The organism is Streptomyces sp. NBC_00647 (assembly GCF_045207245.1).
Lineage (GTDB): Bacteria > Actinomycetota > Actinomycetes > Streptomycetales > Streptomycetaceae > Streptomyces.
Genome location: NZ_CP109040.1, coordinates 8226514 through 8246088 on the forward strand (window position 1 = coordinate 8226514; position 19575 = coordinate 8246088).

Here is a 19575-nt window from a genome sequence, read left to right on the forward strand (position 1 = left end):
GTGGATCTGCTGCTCGGCCATCCGGCCTCAGGAGTCAAAGCGGAAGCGAGGTTAACCCATTCGGCATGCGGGGTTTCGACGTAGGGTCGGCCGCCCCCGCCGAGACGCCGTCCCGGCGAAGCCCCTGGTGCTGGCACGACGGGCAACGCGACGTAGGACTTGCCACTGCGGTCGCCTTCCCCAGCAACGACCAGGAGTGCCGCCTGACACTTACGCCGGGTCACTACCGCGGCAGGAGGGCGCTCACCGTCTTGCTCCCCAACGGGTGGCGGGTGGCGGCGGTGGCGTGGGCGAGGCGGTTGACCATGGGCCGGCCGAAGCCTCCGGTGCTGTTCAGGGCGGGGATGCGCATGCGGAGCGCCTGGGAGCAGTGGTCGTGCACGGCCACCTCGATGCTGTCCGGGGCGCGACCAGGTCCAGGCCGTAGGCGCCGCCGCCGTGGCGCAGGGCATTGGTGACGAGTTCGGAGACGATCAGGACCATGGTGTCGGCGGCGTCCTGCGCGATCGGGCCGAGACCCTTGAGAAGGGCCCGGGCGCTCTCGCGTACGCCGGCGATGGATGCAACAGAACGGTCGGGTCGACGTCCTGCGCTCATCGTGACCATCAGTTCCCCCAAGCCTCTGTGGAGTCCGATGTCCGGTGTGTGCGCTGCGCTTGTGCCCTGGCGTGCAGCCGACCAACCCGGCCGAGGCCTTCCGCAGTCGTTGTTCGAGGTCGACTAACTCTCCGCCAGACACGCAAAAATCTATGCTGACCGAAGTAGACATTGGGAGATCGTCTGGCTATGGTTTCTCTCGTAGCCGAGATCAGCAGGGCCTGGCAGACACGAACTGCCAGGCAGCGGTCCATGTAGTGGGAAATGTGCAGGACGGTGCGGTGGTGGAGCTCCGAAGCCAGGGTTGTCGCAGGACGGCGACGGGGCTGACGACCGGACCGGGCGGCCCGCAGTGATCAGGGGCCGCCGTGAGCAGGACCGCAGTTGATGCAGTGGCAGTACCTGTAGGTGCAGTTAGCGGTACTCAGCAGTGAAGTCAATAAGTGGTTCCTCGGTGAAGGCGTCGGCTGCTGGCGCGCGCACTGGGAGGTTCGGCAGTGGGGTTCTAAGCCAGAGCAGACGCAGGACGGGCGACGGGGCTGGCTGCCGAAGAGTGGCGCTTCCTCAGGTCACCGAGCAGGTCGCATCACCAGCAGTACGCGGTAGAGCAGTATTGGCAGTTAGTAGATCCCAGAGGGAAAGAACGGAGGGGCCGAGCGCCATCAGGATCGCCCGGGCGGAATTGCAGAGCCCGGGTACCGCAGGACATCGATAGTGAGGTGGTCTCCGGTCGAGCAACCGCGATCCCCGCATTCCCCGCCCTCTCCCGGGTGGGCGTGCGGAAACAGAAGGCCGGCGCAGTATCAGAGTCGGCAGATGGTGTAGCAGTTCCTTCGGGGCCCTGGCGCGAATAGCGCCGGGGCCCCTCCACGCGTTTTTCGGAGAGGTGCAAGTGACAGCAGACGACTCGTTCGACCGGCTCGATGACGACGACTACCCCGCCTACACCATGGGCCGGGCCGCAGCGTTGCTCGGCACCACCCAGGGCTTCCTACGCGCCATCGGCGAAGCCCGCCTCATCACCCCGCTGCGCTCCGCGGGCGGACACCGCCGCTACTCCCGCTACCAGCTGCGCATCGCCGCCCGCGCCCGGGAACTCGTCGACCAGGGCACCCCCATCGAGGCCGCCTGCCGCATCGTCATCCTCGAGGACCAGCTGGAAGAAGCGCAGCGCATCAACGCCGAACACCGCCGCGCCGCCGGATCGTCGAACCCGACGGGTCGGTAGCGGCTGTGAGGGGCTAGGTCGGGGGCGCAGTCTCCCTGCACCGTTCGGGTGTGGTGGTTGAGGCTGCTTCCCGCAGCAGAGCGAGCCTGCGGCGTTCCATGAGCGCCGGGCCCGCCTCGACTCCAGTAGAGGCCGACAGGCCCGGTGCGTCCCTGGCGGGCAGCTTCGATACCCGGGTTTCATGCTTCCGGGTCCTGCCTGCGGGGGAGTGCTCGATGTGGACGGTACGGGGCCACGTCACGCGAGACGCACGGCCGTCGGCCGACCGGCGCCATGAGCTACTCGAACAGGCGAGACGGGACCGGCTATGCGGTGGCCGGGATGAGGGCGATGTCCGCGGTGATGCGCTTGCCGAGGGGGATCTGCTCGACGATGACGGTTTGGGCGAGTGCCCTGACGATCTCCAGGCCGTGCTGGCCGATGCGTTCCGGATCCAGCGCCTGTGCAGCCGGCACTGCGGGATTGCTGTCCCAGAGTTCAACCCGCACCACGGCACTGGTGACCCGCAGGTACAAGAGGGCCGGTCCCGGCGCGTACTTTCGGGCGTTGGTCACCAGTTCGCTGACGATCAGCTGGACGATCTCGACCGTGGCGGTCACCACCGGAATGCCGTGGTCGTCTCTCACCTTCGTCAGGAAAGCCGCGGCCATATGACGGGCTTGAGCTATGCGGGAGCCGTCGCTGTCCAGCGCGAACGATGTCTCCAACAGCGAGGCCGTTTCGTCTTCGGCCCCTCTTGTCTCGTCCATCCGTCCTCGCTTCCCTCTCCCCGCCCGCTACCCCTTTCAGGGCTGGTGCGCCCGCCTGGAACGTTACCTGCAGCACAGGTGCAAGGGGGTGGCACCCTTATAAGGTGTAGCGCTTCCGGCGTCCTGCAGTGCGCTCGCCTTCATGGACTCCAACGCCGTCAGCGTCCTGGCCGCACAACGCGATGAAGCGTCCGCCGGCGGCTGGATTCGGCTGGCGGCCTTCCGGGCAGCGGTTCAGCGGGTCGTTGAAATCGTTGGTCTCGACACGGTCATTCCCTGCTGTCCCACGCTCCGTCAAGGCCTCCCCTCCTGACGACAGGCAAAGCCGCTCCGCTCCCGGTCAGCGGCCGGACTCTCCCCACAGGTCGTCATGGATGCGGCGCCCGTCGGGCAGACGGCGAACGAACACCAAAGTTTCAGCCCGCTGTCAGCTGCCATGTCCGGGTGAAGCCGAGCCTTTGAGCGCACGGCACTTCCGGAGGGCGCAGGTTGCCCGACACGATCCCCGGTGACGTCCCCTCACCGGATCGAACGCTCGACCACTGCTCCGGACGCGGCGATCAACGCAGGTCCGCCTCATGGTGGTGGCTGCTTTTGGCCGCTGTTCAATGCGACCCTGCGGACAGCCGCACACGCCAAAGCGCCCCGACAACCCTGGTCGCGGCCGGCGACTCCGCTTTTCTGGAACGTTGCACTGCGAGTGAGTCAATATCTGTGCTCGTGAGGTGAGAGTTTACTGGACCGTGTAGTGAGGGTTTTTGCCGCAATGCGCGGAGTGGAATTACTTGACCGACGCGGGCCGTTGCGGCGTGCTACTGTCCATCTCAGTTGCAGTTGTGGTTCCCGAACTTCAAGTGCTCCCACCCGGCTTCTGTCGAGGAGAGCGCTTTTGTATTTCCGGTCATTTTCCGGCGGGGTAATCATCGCGGCGACACGGTGTTCGCACAGTGCGGATGCCGGTGTACTGCCCCAAAGGAGATATGACATGGCTGCTGGTACCGTGAAGTGGTTCAACGCGGACAAGGGTTTCGGCTTCATCGAGCAGGACGGTGGCGGCGCTGACGTGTTCGCCCACTTCTCGAACATCGCCGCCCAGGGCTTCCGTGAGCTGCTCGAAGGCCAGAAGGTGACCTTCGACATCGCGCAGGGCCAGAAGGGCCCGACGGCCGAGAACATCGTTCCGGCCTGACGCTGACGCGCACTGTGTAGCTGGGGCCCGCATCCCTCGGGGTGCGGGCCCCAGCTACACGCATTTTCCCGCAGTGGTTTCACCTGCGGGGCGGCTCGGAGAAATCCCCAGTCTCACCACACGCTGCTCCTCCTTCAGGATGCAGGCGCATCCTGAAGAGCCACACCGCACCTCGGCGCCCGGGACTTTACGTCCTTGCTGCGTCACCTATTTCAGCATTTACGCCCGCCGCGGATTCCCGTCGGCCGGATTTGCTTTGACATCGGTCCATACTTGTAATTCCGTGCTGCTTACCGCTTGCGGGAATTCCTTGATATGTGCCGTATCGAGGAAGGCTCCGCATGAACCGCACACGTACGAACGACCACTCACCCCGCACCCGTAACGGCAGTGCCGACGCAGGAAGGGGCGGCAGCCGCTTCGGCTCGCCGGCACCGCGCCGTTCCGGCGGCCCTGCTCGTTCAGCTAGTCATGGCCGCCGGCCCGCCCCCGTGCAGGGTGAATTCGCGCTCCCCACGACGATCACCCCCGCGCTGCCTGCCGTGGAGAGCTTCGCCGATCTCTCCATGCCCGAGCAGCTGCTGGCCGAACTCGGCAGGCAGGGTGTGACCGCGCCGTTCCCGATCCAGGGCGCGACGCTGCCGAATTCCCTGGCGGGCCGTGACGTCCTGGGCCGCGGGCGCACCGGCTCGGGCAAGACCCTCGCCTTCGGTCTCGCCCTGCTGGCCCGTACCGCCGGACAGCGTGCTGAGCCCCGCCAGCCGCTGGGGCTGATCCTCGTACCGACGCGTGAGCTGGCGCAGCAGGTGACCGACGCGCTCACTCCGTACGCCCGGTCCGTCAGGCTGCGGCTGGCCACGGTGGTGGGCGGGATGTCGATCGGCAGGCAGGCCGGCGCGCTGCGAGGCGGGGCCGAGGTCGTCGTCGCGACCCCGGGCCGGCTCAAGGACCTCATCGACCGCGGCGACTGCCGGCTGAACCAGGTGGGCATCACGGTGCTGGACGAGGCCGACCAGATGGCCGACATGGGGTTCATGCCGCAGGTCACCGCGCACCTCGACCAGGTGCGTCCGGAGGGGCAGCGGATGCTGTTCTCCGCCACCCTGGACCGCAATGTCGACCTGCTGGTGCGCCGCTACCTGACCGACCCCGTTGTGCATTCGGTCGACCCCTCGGCCGGTGCGGTCACGACGATGCAGCACCACGTCCTGCACGTCCACGGCGCCGACAAGCACGCCGCCACGACAGAGATCGCCGCCCGCGAAGGCCGCGTGATCATGTTCCTGGACACCAAGCACGCCGTCGACCGGCTGACCCAGGACCTTCTCAACAGCGGGGTACGGGCCGCCGCGCTGCACGGCGGCAAGTCACAGCCGCAGCGCACCCGCACACTGGCGCAGTTCAAGACGGGGCACGTCAGCGTGCTGGTAGCGACCAACGTCGCGGCGCGCGGCATCCACGTCGACAACCTCGACCTCGTCGTGAACGTCGACCCGCCGACCGACCACAAGGACTACCTCCACCGCGGCGGACGCACGGCCCGAGCCGGCGAGTCCGGCAGCGTCGTCACCCTGGTCACACCGAGCCAGCGCCGCGGCATGGTCCGCCTCATGGTGGACGCCGGGATCCGGCCGCAGACCACCCAGATCCGCTCGGGCGACGAGGCCCTGCACCGGATCACCGGCGCCCAGGCCCCGTCCGGCATCCCGGTCGTCATCACCGCACCGGTGGCCGAACGCTCCAAGCGCAGCACCTCGCGAGGCCGGCGCCGCCCCTCTTCGACGACCCGGCGCGCGCCCGTACGCCAGACCGTCTTCGGCACGGCGGCCTAGAACCTTCGTGATCAGGAAGCTGACCCATCTCTGCAGGAGGCACCTTGTGACGCTGGTTCAGACGCAGCCCCGCCCGGCGAGCGCCAACCCCGGACACAAGGCGGTGGCTGAGGTCATGGACGCGGCCGGACCGCAGGTCTGTGACGACATGAGTGTCGAGGTGGCGCTGTCGGTCATGGCCGCCGCACGCACGGGTCGGCTGGTCGTCTGTGACCAGGACGGCCAGTGGACCGGCCTGGTCACCCGGACCGAACTCACCGCCGTCCGCGACAGCTCCGCCTACACGGACCGCGTCCGCCTGCGCGACCTCCTCGGCGACCACGGGTCGTTCACTACATCCGTGGCCACGACGGCCGAAGCCGAGCACGCGATGCGCTCCCGCCCGCTCGGTGCCCTGCAGGTGGTTGATGGGCAAGGCAGCACTCTGGGCGTCCTCGCCCTCTCCCGCTGAACCGTCTCACCCTGGCCGGACCGTTCTCCCGCTTCTCTCTGTGAGGTCACATGCGCTGTGTCATCGCCCGCTTCCCCTTCGAGCTCACCAAGAGCGGCGTGCTGGAATCGATGAAGGGCATCAAGCCCGAACTGGGTACCGGCGAATCCGTGATCATCGGCCGCCGCCACTACCCCGTCAAACAGGTCGGCCAGGTCATCACCCGCCAGGACCGACGTGATTTCAGCGCCGGCGAAGTCCTCCGGGCCATGACGCAGCTCGGCTTCACCTGCCGTACCCTCCCCGAGGCCGCACCCGTACGCATCCTCAGCCCGCTCCAGCACGCTGCCGCGATGCTCGGCACTCCCGTGTCCGTCTGACCGGGGAAACAGGCACGAAGCCGACACCTGAACAGCAGTGTGGGCCCGGCCTGCATGCGCCGGCCGGGCCCACACTGCTTGCAACGGGTTCCCGTCGCAGTGGTTGCTCAGTGGTCGGAATAGCTGAAGTCGCCCACGGTCCAGGCGCCGACGTCGGCGATCGCCACGCGATACATCCCGCCCGTCTCCGGGATCCCCACCGTGCCCTGCAGGATCCGGGCGACATGGAAGTGCAGATGCGTGGGCGGCCCGTTCTTCGCGGGGGTGTCGAAGACGGCTGAGAATTCTCCCAGGCGGGCGGAATCCGTCAGCACGTCCGACACCCTCTGCCGCCACACTGCTTCGGGAGCAAGCCGGCCGGTGATGACTGCACCACCGGTGACCACGGTCAGGGACATCTGGTTGCTCTGCCCGGACTCCACCAGGGCGGCGACGTCAACGAGCAGCTCGTCAGGCTTCGACATGGGCCGATTATATTTACTGGCCACCCTGAGGTTCCCCCGGTGCGCGGGAGGTGCTGACTGGACGGATCCGCCGCCAGATGGGCAAAGGAGCCAGGGCGGTGGCCACGGTCAGCGCCTCGCAGGCAGGCAAAGCGGCTTCGACCGTGGGAAGACTCTCACGGCTCCGACCCTGGCAAAAAGGGATCGACGGCCGCCACCGCGGTCGAGTGGTCGACACTCACGGCCTGCCAGTGATGGTGATGAAACCGAATTCCCTGCGGTGTTCACAGCTGGGCGACATCGAAGAACGGAGCAGATGGTGAACGAACAGACCGGGAAGTGGAGCTTCCTCACCAACCGCAACCGTGTGCTGATCGTCATCGCCCGCGCCTCTGCCGCCCGCCTTCGCTAGATCGCCGCGGCTTGCCACGTCACAGGGCGGACCGCCCAGAACATCGTCACGATCTTGAACAGGCCGGCTACCTGCGCCGGGAGCGGGCCGGACGGCGCACGCGCTACCTCCTCTGTCTGGACGGCACCGTCCGCCATCCTGCGGACGCACACGTGCCCGTCCGGGCACTGTTGGAACTGTTCACCCATCACGACAAGCAAGCGCTGAAGTTCAGACCCTGCTCCAGGCATCGAGGAATGCTTTGCGTCCTGTCGGATCGTCGGACCTGCGGTCTGCGTGCAGGACGCGCCAGGCGGTGAGTTCGAGGTCACGGAGCCATAGTTCTCCGATGACCTGTGTCTTGAGGTCGGGAAAATGGTCGGACTCGGCGAGGGCCTGACCGATCACCTCCCCGGCTGCGACGCGCTGGGGCGGGGTCATCTCATCGACAGCCGACAGGATCTGTCGGGCCAGCACGATTCCTTCTCCCGCCAGGGAACGCAGCACCGCAGCCTTGATGTTGGCAGGCAGCAGGTACGCGGTGCCAGAAGACCTCCACAGCTCCGACCAGAAGCGTTCTCCTGCCTTGGCGGGGGCAGGCAGCGCGGCCAGCAGCCCCAGGAGGTGACCGGTGGCCGCATACCCATCGGAGTGGGCGGCCGCGACGACGGCGATGCCGGCGACGCGCTGCACATCGAGATCGCCGGCTTCCCGTTGCGGAGCCAGACCCAGTTGGTGTTCCAACTGGTCGGCGAGGGGGTCGGACAGGTGGGGGCGGACCTCAGGCAGCATCGGCGATCCTTGCGCGCAGGGAGCGGAGATACCCGCTCGGGAGCTCTGATCGTTCCCATGAGCAGCTGATCTATTCCGCTTCGAGCCCCATGGGCGGCAGCGGCAACGGGCCGGAGTTCACACGGCGGCGAAGTGACCCATTTCCGGCGACGGGGCCCGGCTGTTTCGAGACCGGCCTTGCAGAAAACTGTCTGGGCGAGGTCTTTTAGCATGGCTGCATGATCGCCGGTGATGCCCAGGAGTCCGAGGGAGGACGAGAAGCCGTGTCGCACGACGCCGCTGAAGCCGAATACACGTACGCCGCCGCAGCGCGTGGAGAACACCATGAAGACGGGCTGCCCTGCGGATCACAAGGTGGGGAGAGCGGGCACTCGGTCGCCGCTCTGGTGGAGCGGGCGGCCGATCTGGCCGAACCGATCAAGCCGAGGCTGCGGGGCTGGCTGCATGCCGGGATGCTCCCCGCCGCACTGATCGCGGGCATCGTGCTCATCTGTCTGGCCCGCACCCCGCAGGCAGCCGTGGCCTGCGCCGTGTACTCGGTCACCGCCTGGCTGCTGTTCGCAACGAGCGCCGTCTACCACCGTGGCACCTGGGGGCCGCGCGGCGAGGCGGTCCTGCGGCGTCTCGACCACGCCAACATCTTCCTGATCATCGCCGGCACCTGCACGCCCCTTGCGGTGGTCCTTCTCCCGCCGGGCCAGCGGTCCGTGCTGCTGTGGATCGTGTGGGCGGGCGCACTGGTCGGCATCGCCTTCCGGGTCTTGTGGGTGGGAGCTCCGCGCTGGCTGTACACCCCGTGCTACCTGGCGCTGGGGTGGGCACCGGTGCGCTACCTGCCCGACTTCCTGCACACCGGCGGAGTGGCCGTGCTCGCCCTGGTCGTGGCCGGCGGTCTTCTTTACAGTGCGGGCGCGGTCGTCTACGCCCTTCAGCGCCCCGATCCCTCACCGCGCTGGTTCGGCTTCCACGAGGTGTTCCACGCCCTGACCGTGGCGGCCTTCACCGCGCACTACATCGCCATCTCCCTGGCCGTCTACTGACCGCGACAACGTCTTGGCCAGGGCCGCTGGTCTGAGGTTCCCCCGTCATGCGGGAGCCACTGATCAGCTGGTCAGCAGGGGTTGACGGGTGTTCAGATTCGTTGGTTCGGCCGTCGCCTGCTCGGCGTAGTACTTCTCCTCGAACTTGATCGGGCTGAGGAAGCCGAGCCGTTCCTGGATGCGGCGGGAGTTATAGAAGCCGTCGATGTACTCGAAGAGCGCGAGATTCGCCTCGGCCCTCGTGGTGAAGGTGCGGCCACGGAGGCCCTCGGTTTTGATGAGCATCCAGAGGTTCTCCGCCAGGGCGTTGTCGTACGAGTCCCCGACGGAGCCCACGGACGCCTCAACTCCCGCCCACAATTAGCTGAGTTGTGAGCTTGATGGACGTGTACTGACAGCCGTGGTCGGCGTGGTGAATGAGCTTGCCCGGCTCGACCTCGAGGGACGCGAGCGCGTACTCCAGCGTGGTCAGGACCAGGTCCGCGTCCGGGCGGGCGGAGGTCTCCCACGCGACCACCCGGCTGGAGAATCCGTCCCGGATCGCGGAGAGCCACAGCGGTCCCTGGCCGGTGGAGACCATCGTGAGGTCGGTGACCCACAACCGGTTCGGCGCCGGTGCGGTGAAGTCTCGGTTGACCAGGTCCGGGGCGAGGCCGGCCTTGGGATCGCGGCGCGTGAAGCCCTTCCGCCGCGGGCTGATCCCCGCGATGTCGGCCTCGCGCATCAGGCGCTCGACCCGCTTGCGGCCCACGCGTGTGCCCTCGCGTCTGAGGACGGCGTGCACGCGCGGCGAGCCGTAATTGCCGCCGGACTCCGCGTGGATCTCCTTGATCCGCTCGGCCAGTTCGACGTCGCGGCGTCGCCGTTCGCACGGTTCCTTCTCCGCGGTGCGCCAGCGGTAGTAGGTGGAGGAGGGGATTTGCAGTTCCCGCAGGACGTACTCGACTCCCAGGCGGGGATGCTCGTCAACGAGCGCCGTCACCTGGGCCGGGTCGGGTCGAGTTGCGCCGCGAAAAAGGCCGAGCCCGTCCGCAAGACGTCGTTTGCCCGCTTGAGCTGGGCGTTCTCCTTGCGCAGGGCCGCGAGCTCGGCGCGTTCGTCGGTGGTGAGACGGTCTTCGCGTTCGCCGGCGTCCGCCTCGGCCTGGCGGATCCAGCCGCGCAGGGCCTCGGGGTGTACGCCGAGGTCGACGGCCAGCTTCTTGATGTGCGGCTTCGGCTCGGTGGTGCGATACATCCGTACCGCACGCTCACGCAACTCGAGCGAGTATTTCCGGGGTGCAGCCATGGTCACAGGTCCTCTCATGAGTTCCATCTGACCCGCTGTCAACTTCCTCCGCATCTCGGGGGAACCTCAATGAGCACGACGTCTGATCTCAGCGTAGCCCCACCCGGGCCACCGCCATGGTGACGCGGTTGATCAGACGGTCTTGGTCGCCCCGTTTACAACGGGGTCCGGGCTGGTCGTGGTGCGGTCGGCGGGCGGCGGCGTCGCGGCGTTCGCGGCGGCGGTCTCGCGGGTGAGGAAGGAGCCGAGCTCGCCGATGGTGCTCATCAGCGGGGCGGGGAAGACGACGGTGGTGTTCTTGTCGACGCCGATCTCCACCAGGCTCTGCAGATTGCGCAGTTGGAGGGCCAGGGGGTGGTCCATCATGATGTCCGACGCCTCCCCGAGGGCCGCGGCGGCCAGGGACTCGCCCTGGGCATTGATGATCTTCGCCCGCTTCTCCCGCTCGGCCTCGGCCTGACGGGCCATCGCGCGCTTCATGCTGTCGGGCAGTTGGATGTCCTTGAGCTCGACCAGGGTGACCTCCACGCCCCATTCGACGGTGGCGACATCGAGGATCTCGCGGATGTCCAGGTTGATGCGGTCGGTCTCCGACAGTGTCTCGTCCAGGGTGTGCTGTCCGACGACCTTGCGCAGCGTGGTCTGTGCGATCTGGTTGATCGCGGCGTGTACGTTCTCGATCGCGATGACCGACTTCACGGCGTCCACGACGCGGAAGTACGCCACCGCCGACACGTCGACGCTGACGTTGTCGCGCGTGATGATCCCCTGCGACTGGATGGGCATCGTGACGATCCGCAGCGAGACCCGGTGCAGGACATCGACCAACGGAATGATGAACCGCAGACCGGGAGAGCGAGAGCCCACCAGTCGGCCGAACCGGAACAGCACCCCCTTCTCGAACTGCTTGACGACCTTGATGGCCATGGCGATCGCCACGACGACCAGCAGGGTCACCACGACGATCAGGAAAACGAGTACTCCCATGTGCTGCTCCTCAGATAGGGCACGAGACCGATGGCCCTTCACGCTCCAGCCGGAGCACGAAGGACGCGTAAGCCGGACCGGGCTCGTGCGCCGGAAGGGTTGAAAAGCCCCTAGTGGCGGCCCCGTTGGGCTCCGCGGTTCGTGCCGTGTTTCGAGCATGGCTCGCTGCCCGCGCCGCAGGCAGGGGCCAACCGGTCCCCAATTCCGTTTCTCGCCGTCGGCCGGAAGACCGGAAGACCGGAAGCCCGGCCGGGCAGGGCCGATCGGCCAGGAATGGGCAGAACGGGGAGTGCGGTGCTGTCGGCGTCGGGCAGGGGCGGTGTGATCGAGCAGCGGATGGTGAAGGAGTCGTTCCGCACCCTCGGCCTTCGGATCGTCAGCTCGCGGCCGCCGTCGAGGATCGGCAGGGTGAAGAGGGGGTCCTGGTCACTTCGGATCTCTTTCCTGCGCGGGTGTTCGGGGCCGTGCGGTGGTGCGGTGGCTATGCGGTGAGGCGGTCGTGTCGCGCGGGACTTCCGGCCGTGTAGTGGACGTACTCGCGTTCCAGCTTGAATCCGGCGGTCCAGGCGAGCAGGCGGCTGGGGCGGTTGTCGCGGGAGCAGGTCCAGCTCGGCAAGGGGACCGGTGCCCGTCTCGGCGTACAAGGCCCCGCACGTCAGGGGGTGAACGCCTGCCGCACGCACGACGTCACACGCACCATCCGCACCCTTCGCAACACCTGCACCAAAGGAACTTCGTGCTCGCCCCGGTCGCCATGGCGGTGTCGGCGGTGAAAAAGGTCCGCTGGCGGACCCGGGCGCAGCGGCACGGCATACGCGCCGAGGGCACGTGCATAAGAATGGAGACGGTGCGGCGCTCCGGCGGCGGCCGTCCCACCTCCCTCCGGCGCTACTACCTCTTCGAGTTCGTCACCCACGAGGGCCGGCAGGTCCGGTTCGAGGACACCGCTCCGGACACCACCGTCCCCGGCGACGTCTTCACCGTCTCCTATCTGCCGGAGCGCCCGGACAAGGCCACGGTCGCCCTGCCCGGTGACCGCAGAGCCCAGCGAGAACTCGGATGCCTTCTGGTGTTCCTCGGCTTCGCCCTCACCGCCGCCCTCGTCATCGCCGGTGCCGGGATCGGCGTGCTCTCCCTGTTCGCGGGCGGCAGCTAACCCTTCTGGGGCGTCACTTCCTCGGCGGACCCGGGGCAGTCCGGTCAGTCGTCGTCGGAGTCCTCTCCGCCGCCGTCGTCCTCTTCCTCGCCGTCCTCTTCCTCGTCGTCGTCCTCATCGTCGTCGTCGGTCTCGAAGGACTCGCTGCTCACCTCGTCGACGGACCACTTCTCGACCTCGTCGTCCGCCTCGCCGAGGAATCCGGATTCGGCGTCCTTGAACCAGTGAGGGATCACTCCCCGGACCCGGTACAGGGGGGTGAGTTCACCTTCGGACAGCACCTGAAGGCCGGCTGTGGAGCCGCCCGCCCACTGCAGGCCGCCCGAGGCCGCCAGTATGTCCAGACCGGTGACACCGGGGTCCGCGGTGGCCTGGAGCGCGATACGGTCTCCGCGCCTCCTGCTCATGAGGACCGTCGTGAACGCGGCATGCGTGACCTCGGTGATCACGACCTGGTCGTCCGGCCACACGCCGGTTCGACGCAGCGCCAGCATCCGGCTGTCGATCGCCTCGATGTCGTCGATCTCCTCCGTGCGACAGCCCGTCGCGTGGAAGAGCACCGACCGGGCCCTGGCGAACTTCAGGAGTACCGAACCGTCGGCGGTCAGCAGCCCGGCGTCCGCGCCGATGCCCGCGTTCAGCTGGATCTGGACGCTCCCCTTCGAATCGCTGTGGTAGGAAGCGCGGTTCAGAGGGATCGGTCGGGGCGTGAAGTCGATGCCGTACAGCGACTTGAGGGTTCCCTTCCGCTCGAACTGCCCTTTGCGGAACACGCCTACGTCCCCGAGTCGCCGGTGGGAGGCCGGCGGCCATGCCGGTTCCATGCCGAGGTCGGCTCGCACCTTCTGGATGTACTGCCTGTGTCGTGCCTTGGCCACGTGAGTCTCCCATCAGCCCCTCGTACCGCGTGGTTCGTGCCGTAGCGTAGACATTTCGGCGGTCATTTCGTATGGATGGCTGCAAAATGTGCTGGACCATGGGAGAGATGGGCAAAACACTGCATGATGCGATCAGCCGTGCTCTCAATCGGCCAATGGCGGCGTCGTTCGACGGACGGACTGCCCGACTGGTGGGATTGGAGCCTGGAGGTGACCGGCGGCGGACCGGTGGTGTTCGAAGAGGTGCGGCTCACGACGTCGCGGCAACGCGCCGGCCTCACCGGACTGTACGAAATCCAGCGCATGGTCGAGCAGTCGCACGGACGGCGTGACGGCGAAGCCGCCGTCGAAGACGTCGTGCGAGCCGCGGGCGAGTGGATCGGCGACGTCGGACTGGGGGAGATGGCGCGTCGGCTGACGGAGTTGGCGCCCATCGTCGTGCGTCTTGAACTCCCGCCGGACATGGCCGACTTCGAACATCTTCCCTGGGAACTGGCCTTGGTGGACGGGCAGTCCCTGCCAGGCCATGGCGTGATGTTCGTACGTGACCGGCGGCCGTCCACCGCCGTCCGGCCTGCTGCCGCCCCGCACGAACTCCCGCCCAACTTGCGCATGCTGGCCCTGTTCAGCCTGCCATGGACCGCGGCCGCACTGGACCTCGGTGCCCACCGCGCCGTCCTGCGCAGCCGGATGCGTGACCTGGCTGCCGGCGGAGCCGACTCTGCCCTGGCGCTCGACGTGCGAACACGGCAGTTCGGCGTGACCCGCGAGACCCTTGGCGCGATGCTGGACGAGCCCGAGGGATGGGACGTGCTCCACCTGGTCGCCCACGGTCTGCCCGGTCTCCTCAGCCTGGAGAAGGCGGACGGCACGAAGGATCAACTGGGCGCCGAGGATCTGCTCGCACTCCTGGACCGGGCACGGGGACGGACCCGGCTGGTGTTCCTGGCCGTGTGCTGGTCGGCGGGCAGGAGCACGAACGGCGGCGCCGTGCCCTCGCAGAGAGGAGGAGAGGCGGGGCGCACCGTCCGCTTCCTGCCGGACTCGCTGGCCTCGGCCATCGCCGAGCGGCTCGGGTGCGCCGTCGTGGCGATGCGCTTCCCCGTGCGCAACGACTTCGCCCTGCATCTCGCCGGCAGCTTGTACACGCATCTCTTCCGGTACGGCCACCCCCTGCCGTTGGCGCTCCACGCGGCCCTGACCGATGCCGCTCGGGACGCCCGGTTCGGGGCCGGCGCCACCCCGCTGTCCTTCGCCGCCACGCCGGTGCTTCACGGCGCAACCGCCGCCGACCTGCGCCTGCCCGACCGCCTCCTGCGTCCCATGGCGCGGAGCCGCCGTCGTGCGGACGCCGCCGGAATCCTTCCTGCCCGACCCGATTCCTTCGTCGGGCACCTCCAGAAGATGACAGCGGCCAGCGCCGCGCTCGCCGTCGGCAGCGGCACGCCCGGCGCGGTCCTGTACGGCCCCTCCGGCCTCGGTGCGACGACGTGCGCCGTCCAACTGGCCCACGATCACCGCGAGGCCTTCGACCACATCCTGTGGCACCCCAAGCCGCCCGGCTACGGGGCTCCCGCGCCGTCCCACGTCACGCCGGTCGACGGCCTGCTCGAGCAGTTGCGGGTGGAGATTCCCCAACTCCGCGGCATCCCGGGCGACCTGTCCTCGTCTGAGCTGATCTCCCGGCTCGCCCGGTTGCGCCTGCTGCTGGTGGTGGACGCCGCCGACCGTGCTCTGGCGCGCGACGCGGGCTGGGGGCGGTTCATCGACGAACTCGCGCTCGCGGAAGGGCCGGCCCGGCTGCTGCTCACCTCCCGTACGGCGCAGCCGAAGCGTGCTCCCGGCCTGCTGCGCGTCGAGCTGGAGGCGCTGAGCGACGGCGAGATGCGACAGATCCTGTGTTCACTTCCGCGGCTCATGGCGGCCGGTGTGCCCGCGCACCAGATACTGAGCCGCGCCGGAGGTATTCCGGGTGAGCTCATGAACGCCGAGCGCAGCGCGGGCACTTCGGCGGAACTCGAAGAGTGGATACGTCAGCACCCGCCGAGAATTCGCAGGCCTATTCGAAGGAAGGAAGCCGCTGTTCCGGGAGGGAATATTTGACGTCACCTCTTTCCCGCTCTTCCGCATATGAGGGGCAGTCGCGGGTCTACTCTGCTCTCCACTGGCATATGCGAGGGGTCTTGGGGGGACGGGGAACGTGGCGGCGCACTATGACGCCTTGTTGGAAGTCAGGGACTTCGCCGGAGCCGAGACAGGCCTGCCGAGCTGGCACTGGCGACTCACCGACAAGGCCGGCACTTCGACCGAGTACGAAGTGGATCTCGCACGAGAAGAGGGGTCGACCGGCTCGCGGAGATTCCGCCCGTTCCTCACCGACCCGCACGCCTTCATGCGGCACGGCAGATTCGGCGAGCTGGGGGAGGAGAGGATAGGCCGCGACCTGAGCGAATGGCTCCGGCGGACGATCCTCACCGAGGGGCTGTGGGCCCGGCTGCGGGACGGTCCGGCGACGGTGCTGCTCCGGCTGGATCCGAACGGGCCCGAGAGGGAGATGATCGGCTACCCGCTCGTCCTCGCCGCGGACGAGGAGGGCAGCCTCGCGGACCGGCTGGTGACCTTTGTGTACGACGTCTCCGGTTCATCCCGGCCGTTGGCCCCGCCGCGCGCCGTGGAGATGCGCCCCTTGCACTTCGTCGGATTCTTCGGCAGGACCGCGACCGGCGAACCGCTCGATCTCCATGCCGAGCAGTCCCAGGTCCTCGGCACCATCGAGAACGTGGCCGCCGACGGCCGCGGGATGGACATCACCAAGCGCGCGCTCTCGTACCACGTCACCCGGGAACAGGTCGGGGAGCACCTCGGGAACGCCCGGCGAGGTGACAACCGGCTGGGGGCCGACTGGGAGATGATCCTGCATCTGGCCGGCCGGGGAACACCCGGCACCTGGTCGGTGGTCGACGGCGCGCACGAGCGCACCCCGATGACGGCCCGCGAGCTGAGCGGCATGCTGCGTCGCAGCGACAACCACCGGCGGCTGCGGCTGGTGGTGATGACCACCCGACCGGCCAGCAGCCCCTCGCTCGCCGACCGGCTGGCGATGTTCCGCATACCCTCCCATGCCGAGCCGGAACCCGACCCCGCCGACTCGGACCCCCCTCACGGCGGGCTGGCCGTGGATCTGGCCGTGGAACTGGGCTGTCCCGTCCTCGCCTTTCGGCACCGGATATCCGATCAGGCGGCGGTGGCGCTCATGGTGAGCCTCTACGACCACCTCCTCGCCCGGGGCGTGAATCTGCCGAGGGCCATGGCGGCGGCGATCGCCGCATGCCGTGATCTGCTGAGCCCTCTCGACATCGCGGCTCCCGTCCTCTACGGCGCGCAAGCCTGTGGACTGACCGTGAGTCCTCCGGAGCCGCCGCGGGCGGATGCCTTGAGCTACGAATCCGCGCCGAGCCTCATCGGGCACCACGACCCCATGTGGTCGGCGAGCCGGGTCCTGGCGCGCCTCGGGGGCGACGGACCCGCGGGTGTCGTCCTCCACGGCATGCCCGGTGTGGGGAAGGCCACCTGCGTCGATGAACTGATCAGCCAGTACCAGCACCGCTACCGCGACGTCCTGCGCCATGCGCCCAGATCCCGCGAGGGCGAGTCATCCGACGAGGTACTGCGCCGCTTCCTCCGGGAACTGCTCCAGCTTCCGGCGATGCGCCCGTATCTGGACGCGGACACCGCGCGCCTGGAGCAGCGGCTGGACGCCGTGATGGCCGACCGGGCCGAGTTCGAACGCATGAGTCGCGCGGTGGAGCAGCGGATCACGGGGAACACCAACGAGTACCTGCTGGTCGTCCTCTCCGATGTCGGCGAGCTGATCGGCAAGCCCCCGCAGAACGCGCGGGGGACGGACGACGGTCCCTGGCGAGACCAGCGCTGGGCCCGCTTGATCGGGGCCATGACCCTTCCGAGCGCCCGCGGGTTCCGGCTGCTCATCACGAGTCCCCGCCCACTGCGGCTCGACCAGGACCGGCTCCTCGACGTGCCGATGCCCTTGCTGGCACCCGCCGAGGCCTTCCTCTACGCCCAGAGTCTGACCAGCCTCGGCCCCGTCATCACCGATGCGGCCCGCGACACGTCCGACGAGAAGGACCGCAAACTCATCCACGACGTACTCTCCCGGGCCGCGGGCCATCCCAAGCTGCTGAGCTTCGCCGACACAGTGGCGGGCGAACCGGACGGGAGGGCACGACTGCGCCGTCTCGCCGCCATGGACACCGAGGGGTGGCAGACGCGCGGAGGAGAGCAACCGCCCTCGGTCTGGACCGAGATCGAGGAGTGGGCGCGCGAGACGATCTGGTGCATCCCCGACGAGGACCCGAGGCACCTTCTGCTCCTCGTCCTCTCCCGGCTGCGCGCCAGGGACCTTGTGCTCCACCTGGACGACGGCACCGAGCCGGGCCTGCTGGCCGTGGTCTGGGCCGGTCTGCGCCGCAGACGGCGCGATCTGCCACCCGAACAGCGGACCGGCGACGAGGAGACCGGTTCCCTGCACGGGGAGACCGAGGAGCTCGACGCGCTGGTGACGGCGCTTGCCCGGGACGCTCTCGTGACGCGTACGCAACGGCCGGGTGGCTTCGAGGTACGCATACGCATCCATCCCGCCGTCGCCCTCGCCGTCGACCCGTGCCTCGGGACCGGTGTCGAGGACGGCGACGAACTGCGAGGAGAAGTGGACCGGATCGCCTGCCGGCACGTGGCGGGCCTGGCGAAGCGAGCGCTGCGCCACCGCACGCACGGCGGCACCGCGGATGCGCTGCGGCTCATCCCTCCGGCGCTGCCCTACCTGGAGCGGGTGGGGGACTGGTCCACCTACCTGCTGCTGGTCGCCGCCCTCATGACCCGTTCACGGCGGGACCGCGGACTGAGCGACATGGTTCAGCGGCTCGGCCGCATCACACGGAGCATCCGCCGTCACGACTCCGACCCTGGGCTCTACACCATGGCCCAGCGCCTGTACGAGGTGTTCGAGACCCTGGAGCGGGGCGGCCGGAAGCCCGGTCTGTCGGCCCTGCTGTGCACGGGCCAGGGCGACCCCGACGTGGACGGCTCCCCGCTCGCGGTCGCCATGAGCGTCGTCATACTCAGCGGGCTGCGGGACACCGGGCGGCTCGCCGCGGCGAAGAAGGTCGGTGGCGACTATCTGGAGCGGCTCGTCCCCGGTGCTCGCATCGGCCTGGTCGCCAGCGCCGTCGAGGTCGAACTCCTGCGTGTCCTGCTCGACGAGGGGCGGTTGCAAGAAGTTCTGGACCGCGTCCCGGCGGCCGTGGAGGCGCTCGCCGATGTGCGGTTCCGTGACGCTGTCGGTACCCACTGGGCGGACGGGGGGATCCTGCGGCAGAAGCTCCTCACCATTCGGCGCGACGCTCACCTACTCCTTGCCGCCGAGTCGTCCGGCACCGCCGAAGGCGCCCACCGGGTCCAGGCACGCGCCGACCACATCCGCCTGGAGCACTGCTTCGGTCCGGACGGCGAGGGCACCGTGAAACGGCACCTGCACATGGTCGAAGGCTGCCTGCTGGAACTGGAGCCGCTGCTGCAGGGCGATCGGAACGAGCTGACGAAGCTGGACAACGACCTGGTGGCCCATGTGCGCGAGGTCGAACTCAGCGGCGACATCGTCCTGCTCGCGATGACGGACTCGGCGCGGGCGCGCATCCAACGGGCTCACGCGAGCCACGCGAGGGCCGACGGCGACCAGCGGGCGGAGCACGCGGCGATGAAGGCGGCCCGCGACTACGAACTCAAGGCGCTGGGCCTGTTCTACGCCCAGGGCACGCCCATGGACGTCGGAGCCTGCCATCAGCGGATGGGCGACGACCAGCTCAGGTGCGAAGTCCCCCGGTTGAGAGAGGAGGCCACGGCGCACCACATGTACGCGGCCCTGCTCGGCGAGCTCACGGAAGCGCACGTGCTGCGCGGGCGGGAGGAGGACCGCAGGCGATGGCGGGGCGATTCGGGTGCGCCTTCCGGCGTGGACGCCTTGTGCGAGCGTCTCCGCGAGGCGTTTCGCCCCGACGCCCCCGAGAGCGTACCGATCGAAATGGATCCGAAGAAATTCCTTCTAAGAATGGTCGATGACGAAGAAGAGTTGGCATCTGGCTTTCGGAGACTCCTGGGAGATCCATAGGCTCCATTCAGG

19 protein-coding genes and 2 pseudogenes are annotated in these 19575 nt (G+C 68.3%); 11 read left to right on the plus strand and 10 right to left on the minus strand.

Going from position 1 to position 19575, the window contains the following annotated elements:
* Nucleotides 1-223 precede the first annotated feature (223 nt).
* Both OG788_RS36110 and OG788_RS36115 read right to left on the minus strand, forming a co-directional pair.
* The gene (locus OG788_RS36110; RefSeq protein ID WP_406375231.1) at nt 224-352 is read right to left on the minus strand and encodes a hypothetical protein; all 129 of its coding nucleotides are present in this window, start codon (nt 350-352) and stop codon (nt 224-226) included.
* A complete protein-coding gene (locus OG788_RS36115; protein WP_406375232.1) occupies nt 334-597 on the minus strand; it encodes an ATP-binding protein in 264 nt (87 codons plus the stop codon). The genes OG788_RS36110 and OG788_RS36115 overlap by 19 nt, the downstream gene beginning before the upstream one ends.
* An 892-nt stretch (nt 598-1489) precedes the next feature.
* On the opposite strand from OG788_RS36115, the gene OG788_RS36120 reads away from it, so the two are divergent.
* Nucleotides 1490-1825 (plus strand): MerR family transcriptional regulator, encoded by a 336-nt coding sequence (locus tag OG788_RS36120; RefSeq protein WP_406375233.1) that lies wholly within the window; start codon nt 1490-1492, stop codon nt 1823-1825.
* A gap of 305 nt (nt 1826-2130) precedes the next feature.
* Here the strand turns inward: OG788_RS36120 and OG788_RS36125 are convergent, their stop codons facing one another.
* On the minus strand, nt 2131-2574 hold the full coding sequence (locus OG788_RS36125) for an ATP-binding protein (protein WP_406375234.1): 444 nt from the start codon (nt 2572-2574) through the stop codon (nt 2131-2133).
* Between the two features lie 136 nt (nt 2575-2710).
* Between OG788_RS36125 and OG788_RS36130 the strand changes: the two are divergent.
* The 5 genes and pseudogenes from OG788_RS36130 to OG788_RS36150 form a co-directional block, all read left to right on the plus strand.
* A pseudogene (locus OG788_RS36130) lies at nt 2711-2887 on the plus strand (STAS domain-containing protein); the annotation flags it as partial.
* 672 nt (nt 2888-3559) lie between these two features.
* Nucleotides 3560-3763, plus strand: coding sequence for a cold-shock protein (locus tag OG788_RS36135; protein WP_151471173.1), 204 nt, complete (start codon nt 3560-3562; stop codon nt 3761-3763).
* Nucleotides 3764-4104: 341 nt separating this feature from the next.
* Nucleotides 4105-5595, plus strand: a complete 1491-nt coding sequence (locus tag OG788_RS36140; RefSeq protein WP_406375235.1) for a DEAD/DEAH box helicase — start codon at nt 4105-4107, stop codon at nt 5593-5595.
* Between the two features lie 46 nt (nt 5596-5641).
* Complete coding sequence (locus OG788_RS36145) at nt 5642-6046, plus strand: CBS domain-containing protein (RefSeq protein ID WP_406375236.1); 405 nt, start codon at nt 5642-5644, stop codon at nt 6044-6046.
* 50 nt (nt 6047-6096) lie between these two features.
* Nucleotides 6097-6405: an SCO5918 family protein gene (locus tag OG788_RS36150; RefSeq protein WP_406375237.1), complete on the plus strand. Its 309-nt coding sequence runs from the start codon at nt 6097-6099 to the stop codon at nt 6403-6405.
* Between the two features lie 107 nt (nt 6406-6512).
* Here the strand turns inward: OG788_RS36150 and OG788_RS36155 are convergent, their stop codons facing one another.
* Entirely contained in the window at nt 6513-6869 is a 357-nt protein-coding gene (locus tag OG788_RS36155; protein ID WP_328446067.1) for a hypothetical protein, read from the minus strand.
* A gap of 44 nt (nt 6870-6913) precedes the next feature.
* Between OG788_RS36155 and OG788_RS36160 the strand changes: the two are divergent.
* A pseudogene (locus OG788_RS36160) lies at nt 6914-7111 on the plus strand (IS5/IS1182 family transposase); the annotation flags it as partial.
* Nucleotides 7112-7470: 359 nt separating this feature from the next.
* Here OG788_RS36160 and OG788_RS36165 read toward each other — a convergent pair.
* The gene (locus OG788_RS36165) at nt 7471-8031 is read right to left on the minus strand and encodes a hypothetical protein (RefSeq protein WP_406375238.1); all 561 of its coding nucleotides are present in this window, start codon (nt 8029-8031) and stop codon (nt 7471-7473) included.
* Between the two features lie 218 nt (nt 8032-8249).
* On the opposite strand from OG788_RS36165, the gene OG788_RS36170 reads away from it, so the two are divergent.
* Nucleotides 8250-9071 (plus strand): hemolysin III family protein, encoded by an 822-nt coding sequence (locus tag OG788_RS36170; RefSeq protein WP_406375239.1) that lies wholly within the window; start codon nt 8250-8252, stop codon nt 9069-9071.
* Between the two features lie 63 nt (nt 9072-9134).
* Here the strand turns inward: OG788_RS36170 and OG788_RS36175 are convergent, their stop codons facing one another.
* The 4 genes from OG788_RS36175 to OG788_RS36190 form a co-directional block, all read right to left on the minus strand.
* A complete protein-coding gene (locus OG788_RS36175) occupies nt 9135-9407 on the minus strand; it encodes an IS3 family transposase (RefSeq protein ID WP_406375240.1) in 273 nt (90 codons plus the stop codon).
* Between the two features lie 7 nt (nt 9408-9414).
* Nucleotides 9415-10053, minus strand: a complete 639-nt coding sequence (locus OG788_RS36180; protein ID WP_406375241.1) for an IS3 family transposase — start codon at nt 10051-10053, stop codon at nt 9415-9417.
* Nucleotides 10050-10358 carry a transposase gene (locus OG788_RS36185; RefSeq protein ID WP_406375242.1) on the minus strand — a complete coding sequence of 103 codons (309 nt, stop codon included), beginning with the start codon at nt 10356-10358 and terminating at the stop codon, nt 10050-10052. Before OG788_RS36185 ends, OG788_RS36180 begins: the two co-directional genes overlap by 4 nt.
* A 132-nt stretch (nt 10359-10490) precedes the next feature.
* Nucleotides 10491-11345, minus strand: a complete 855-nt coding sequence (locus OG788_RS36190) for a slipin family protein (RefSeq protein ID WP_406375243.1) — start codon at nt 11343-11345, stop codon at nt 10491-10493.
* 736 nt (nt 11346-12081) lie between these two features.
* On the opposite strand from OG788_RS36190, the gene OG788_RS36195 reads away from it, so the two are divergent.
* Nucleotides 12082-12501 carry a DUF3592 domain-containing protein gene (locus OG788_RS36195; protein ID WP_406375244.1) on the plus strand — a complete coding sequence of 140 codons (420 nt, stop codon included), beginning with the start codon at nt 12082-12084 and terminating at the stop codon, nt 12499-12501.
* A 44-nt stretch (nt 12502-12545) separates the two neighbouring features.
* On the opposite strand, the gene OG788_RS36200 is transcribed toward OG788_RS36195, so the two are convergent.
* Nucleotides 12546-13379 (minus strand): hypothetical protein, encoded by an 834-nt coding sequence (locus tag OG788_RS36200; protein ID WP_406375245.1) that lies wholly within the window; start codon nt 13377-13379, stop codon nt 12546-12548.
* A 138-nt stretch (nt 13380-13517) separates the two neighbouring features.
* Here OG788_RS36200 and OG788_RS36205 point away from each other — a divergent pair, with 138 nt between their 5' ends.
* Nucleotides 13518-15482, plus strand: coding sequence for a CHAT domain-containing protein (locus OG788_RS36205; protein WP_406375246.1), 1965 nt, complete (start codon nt 13518-13520; stop codon nt 15480-15482).
* Nucleotides 15483-15600: 118 nt separating this feature from the next.
* Entirely contained in the window at nt 15601-19563 is a 3963-nt protein-coding gene (locus OG788_RS36210) for a hypothetical protein (RefSeq protein ID WP_406375247.1), read from the plus strand.
* The last annotated feature ends 12 nt before the right edge of the window (nt 19564-19575 follow it).

Excerpts from the sequence above, each read along its gene's own strand:
- OG788_RS36165 (WP_406375238.1), bottom strand. The coding sequence starts at position 8,031 with ATGCTGCCTGAGGTCCGCCCCCACCTGTCCGACCCCCTCGCCGACCAG.
- OG788_RS36150 (WP_406375237.1), top strand. The coding sequence starts at position 6,097 with ATGCGCTGTGTCATCGCCCGCTTCCCCTTCGAGCTCACCAAGAGCGGC.
- OG788_RS36110 (WP_406375231.1), bottom strand. The coding sequence starts at position 352 with ATGCGCATCCCCGCCCTGAACAGCACCGGAGGCTTCGGCCGGCCCATG.
- OG788_RS36125 (WP_406375234.1), bottom strand. The coding sequence starts at position 2,574 with ATGGACGAGACAAGAGGGGCCGAAGACGAAACGGCCTCGCTGTTGGAG.
- OG788_RS36190 (WP_406375243.1), bottom strand. The coding sequence starts at position 11,345 with ATGGGAGTACTCGTTTTCCTGATCGTCGTGGTGACCCTGCTGGTCGTC.
- OG788_RS36185 (WP_406375242.1), bottom strand. The coding sequence starts at position 10,358 with ATGGCTGCACCCCGGAAATACTCGCTCGAGTTGCGTGAGCGTGCGGTA.
- OG788_RS36170 (WP_406375239.1), top strand. The coding sequence starts at position 8,250 with ATGATCGCCGGTGATGCCCAGGAGTCCGAGGGAGGACGAGAAGCCGTG.
- OG788_RS36135 (WP_151471173.1), top strand. The coding sequence starts at position 3,560 with ATGGCTGCTGGTACCGTGAAGTGGTTCAACGCGGACAAGGGTTTCGGC.
- OG788_RS36115 (WP_406375232.1), bottom strand. The coding sequence starts at position 597 with ATGAGCGCAGGACGTCGACCCGACCGTTCTGTTGCATCCATCGCCGGC.
- OG788_RS36155 (WP_328446067.1), bottom strand. The coding sequence starts at position 6,869 with ATGTCGAAGCCTGACGAGCTGCTCGTTGACGTCGCCGCCCTGGTGGAG.
- OG788_RS36140 (WP_406375235.1), top strand. The coding sequence starts at position 4,105 with ATGAACCGCACACGTACGAACGACCACTCACCCCGCACCCGTAACGGC.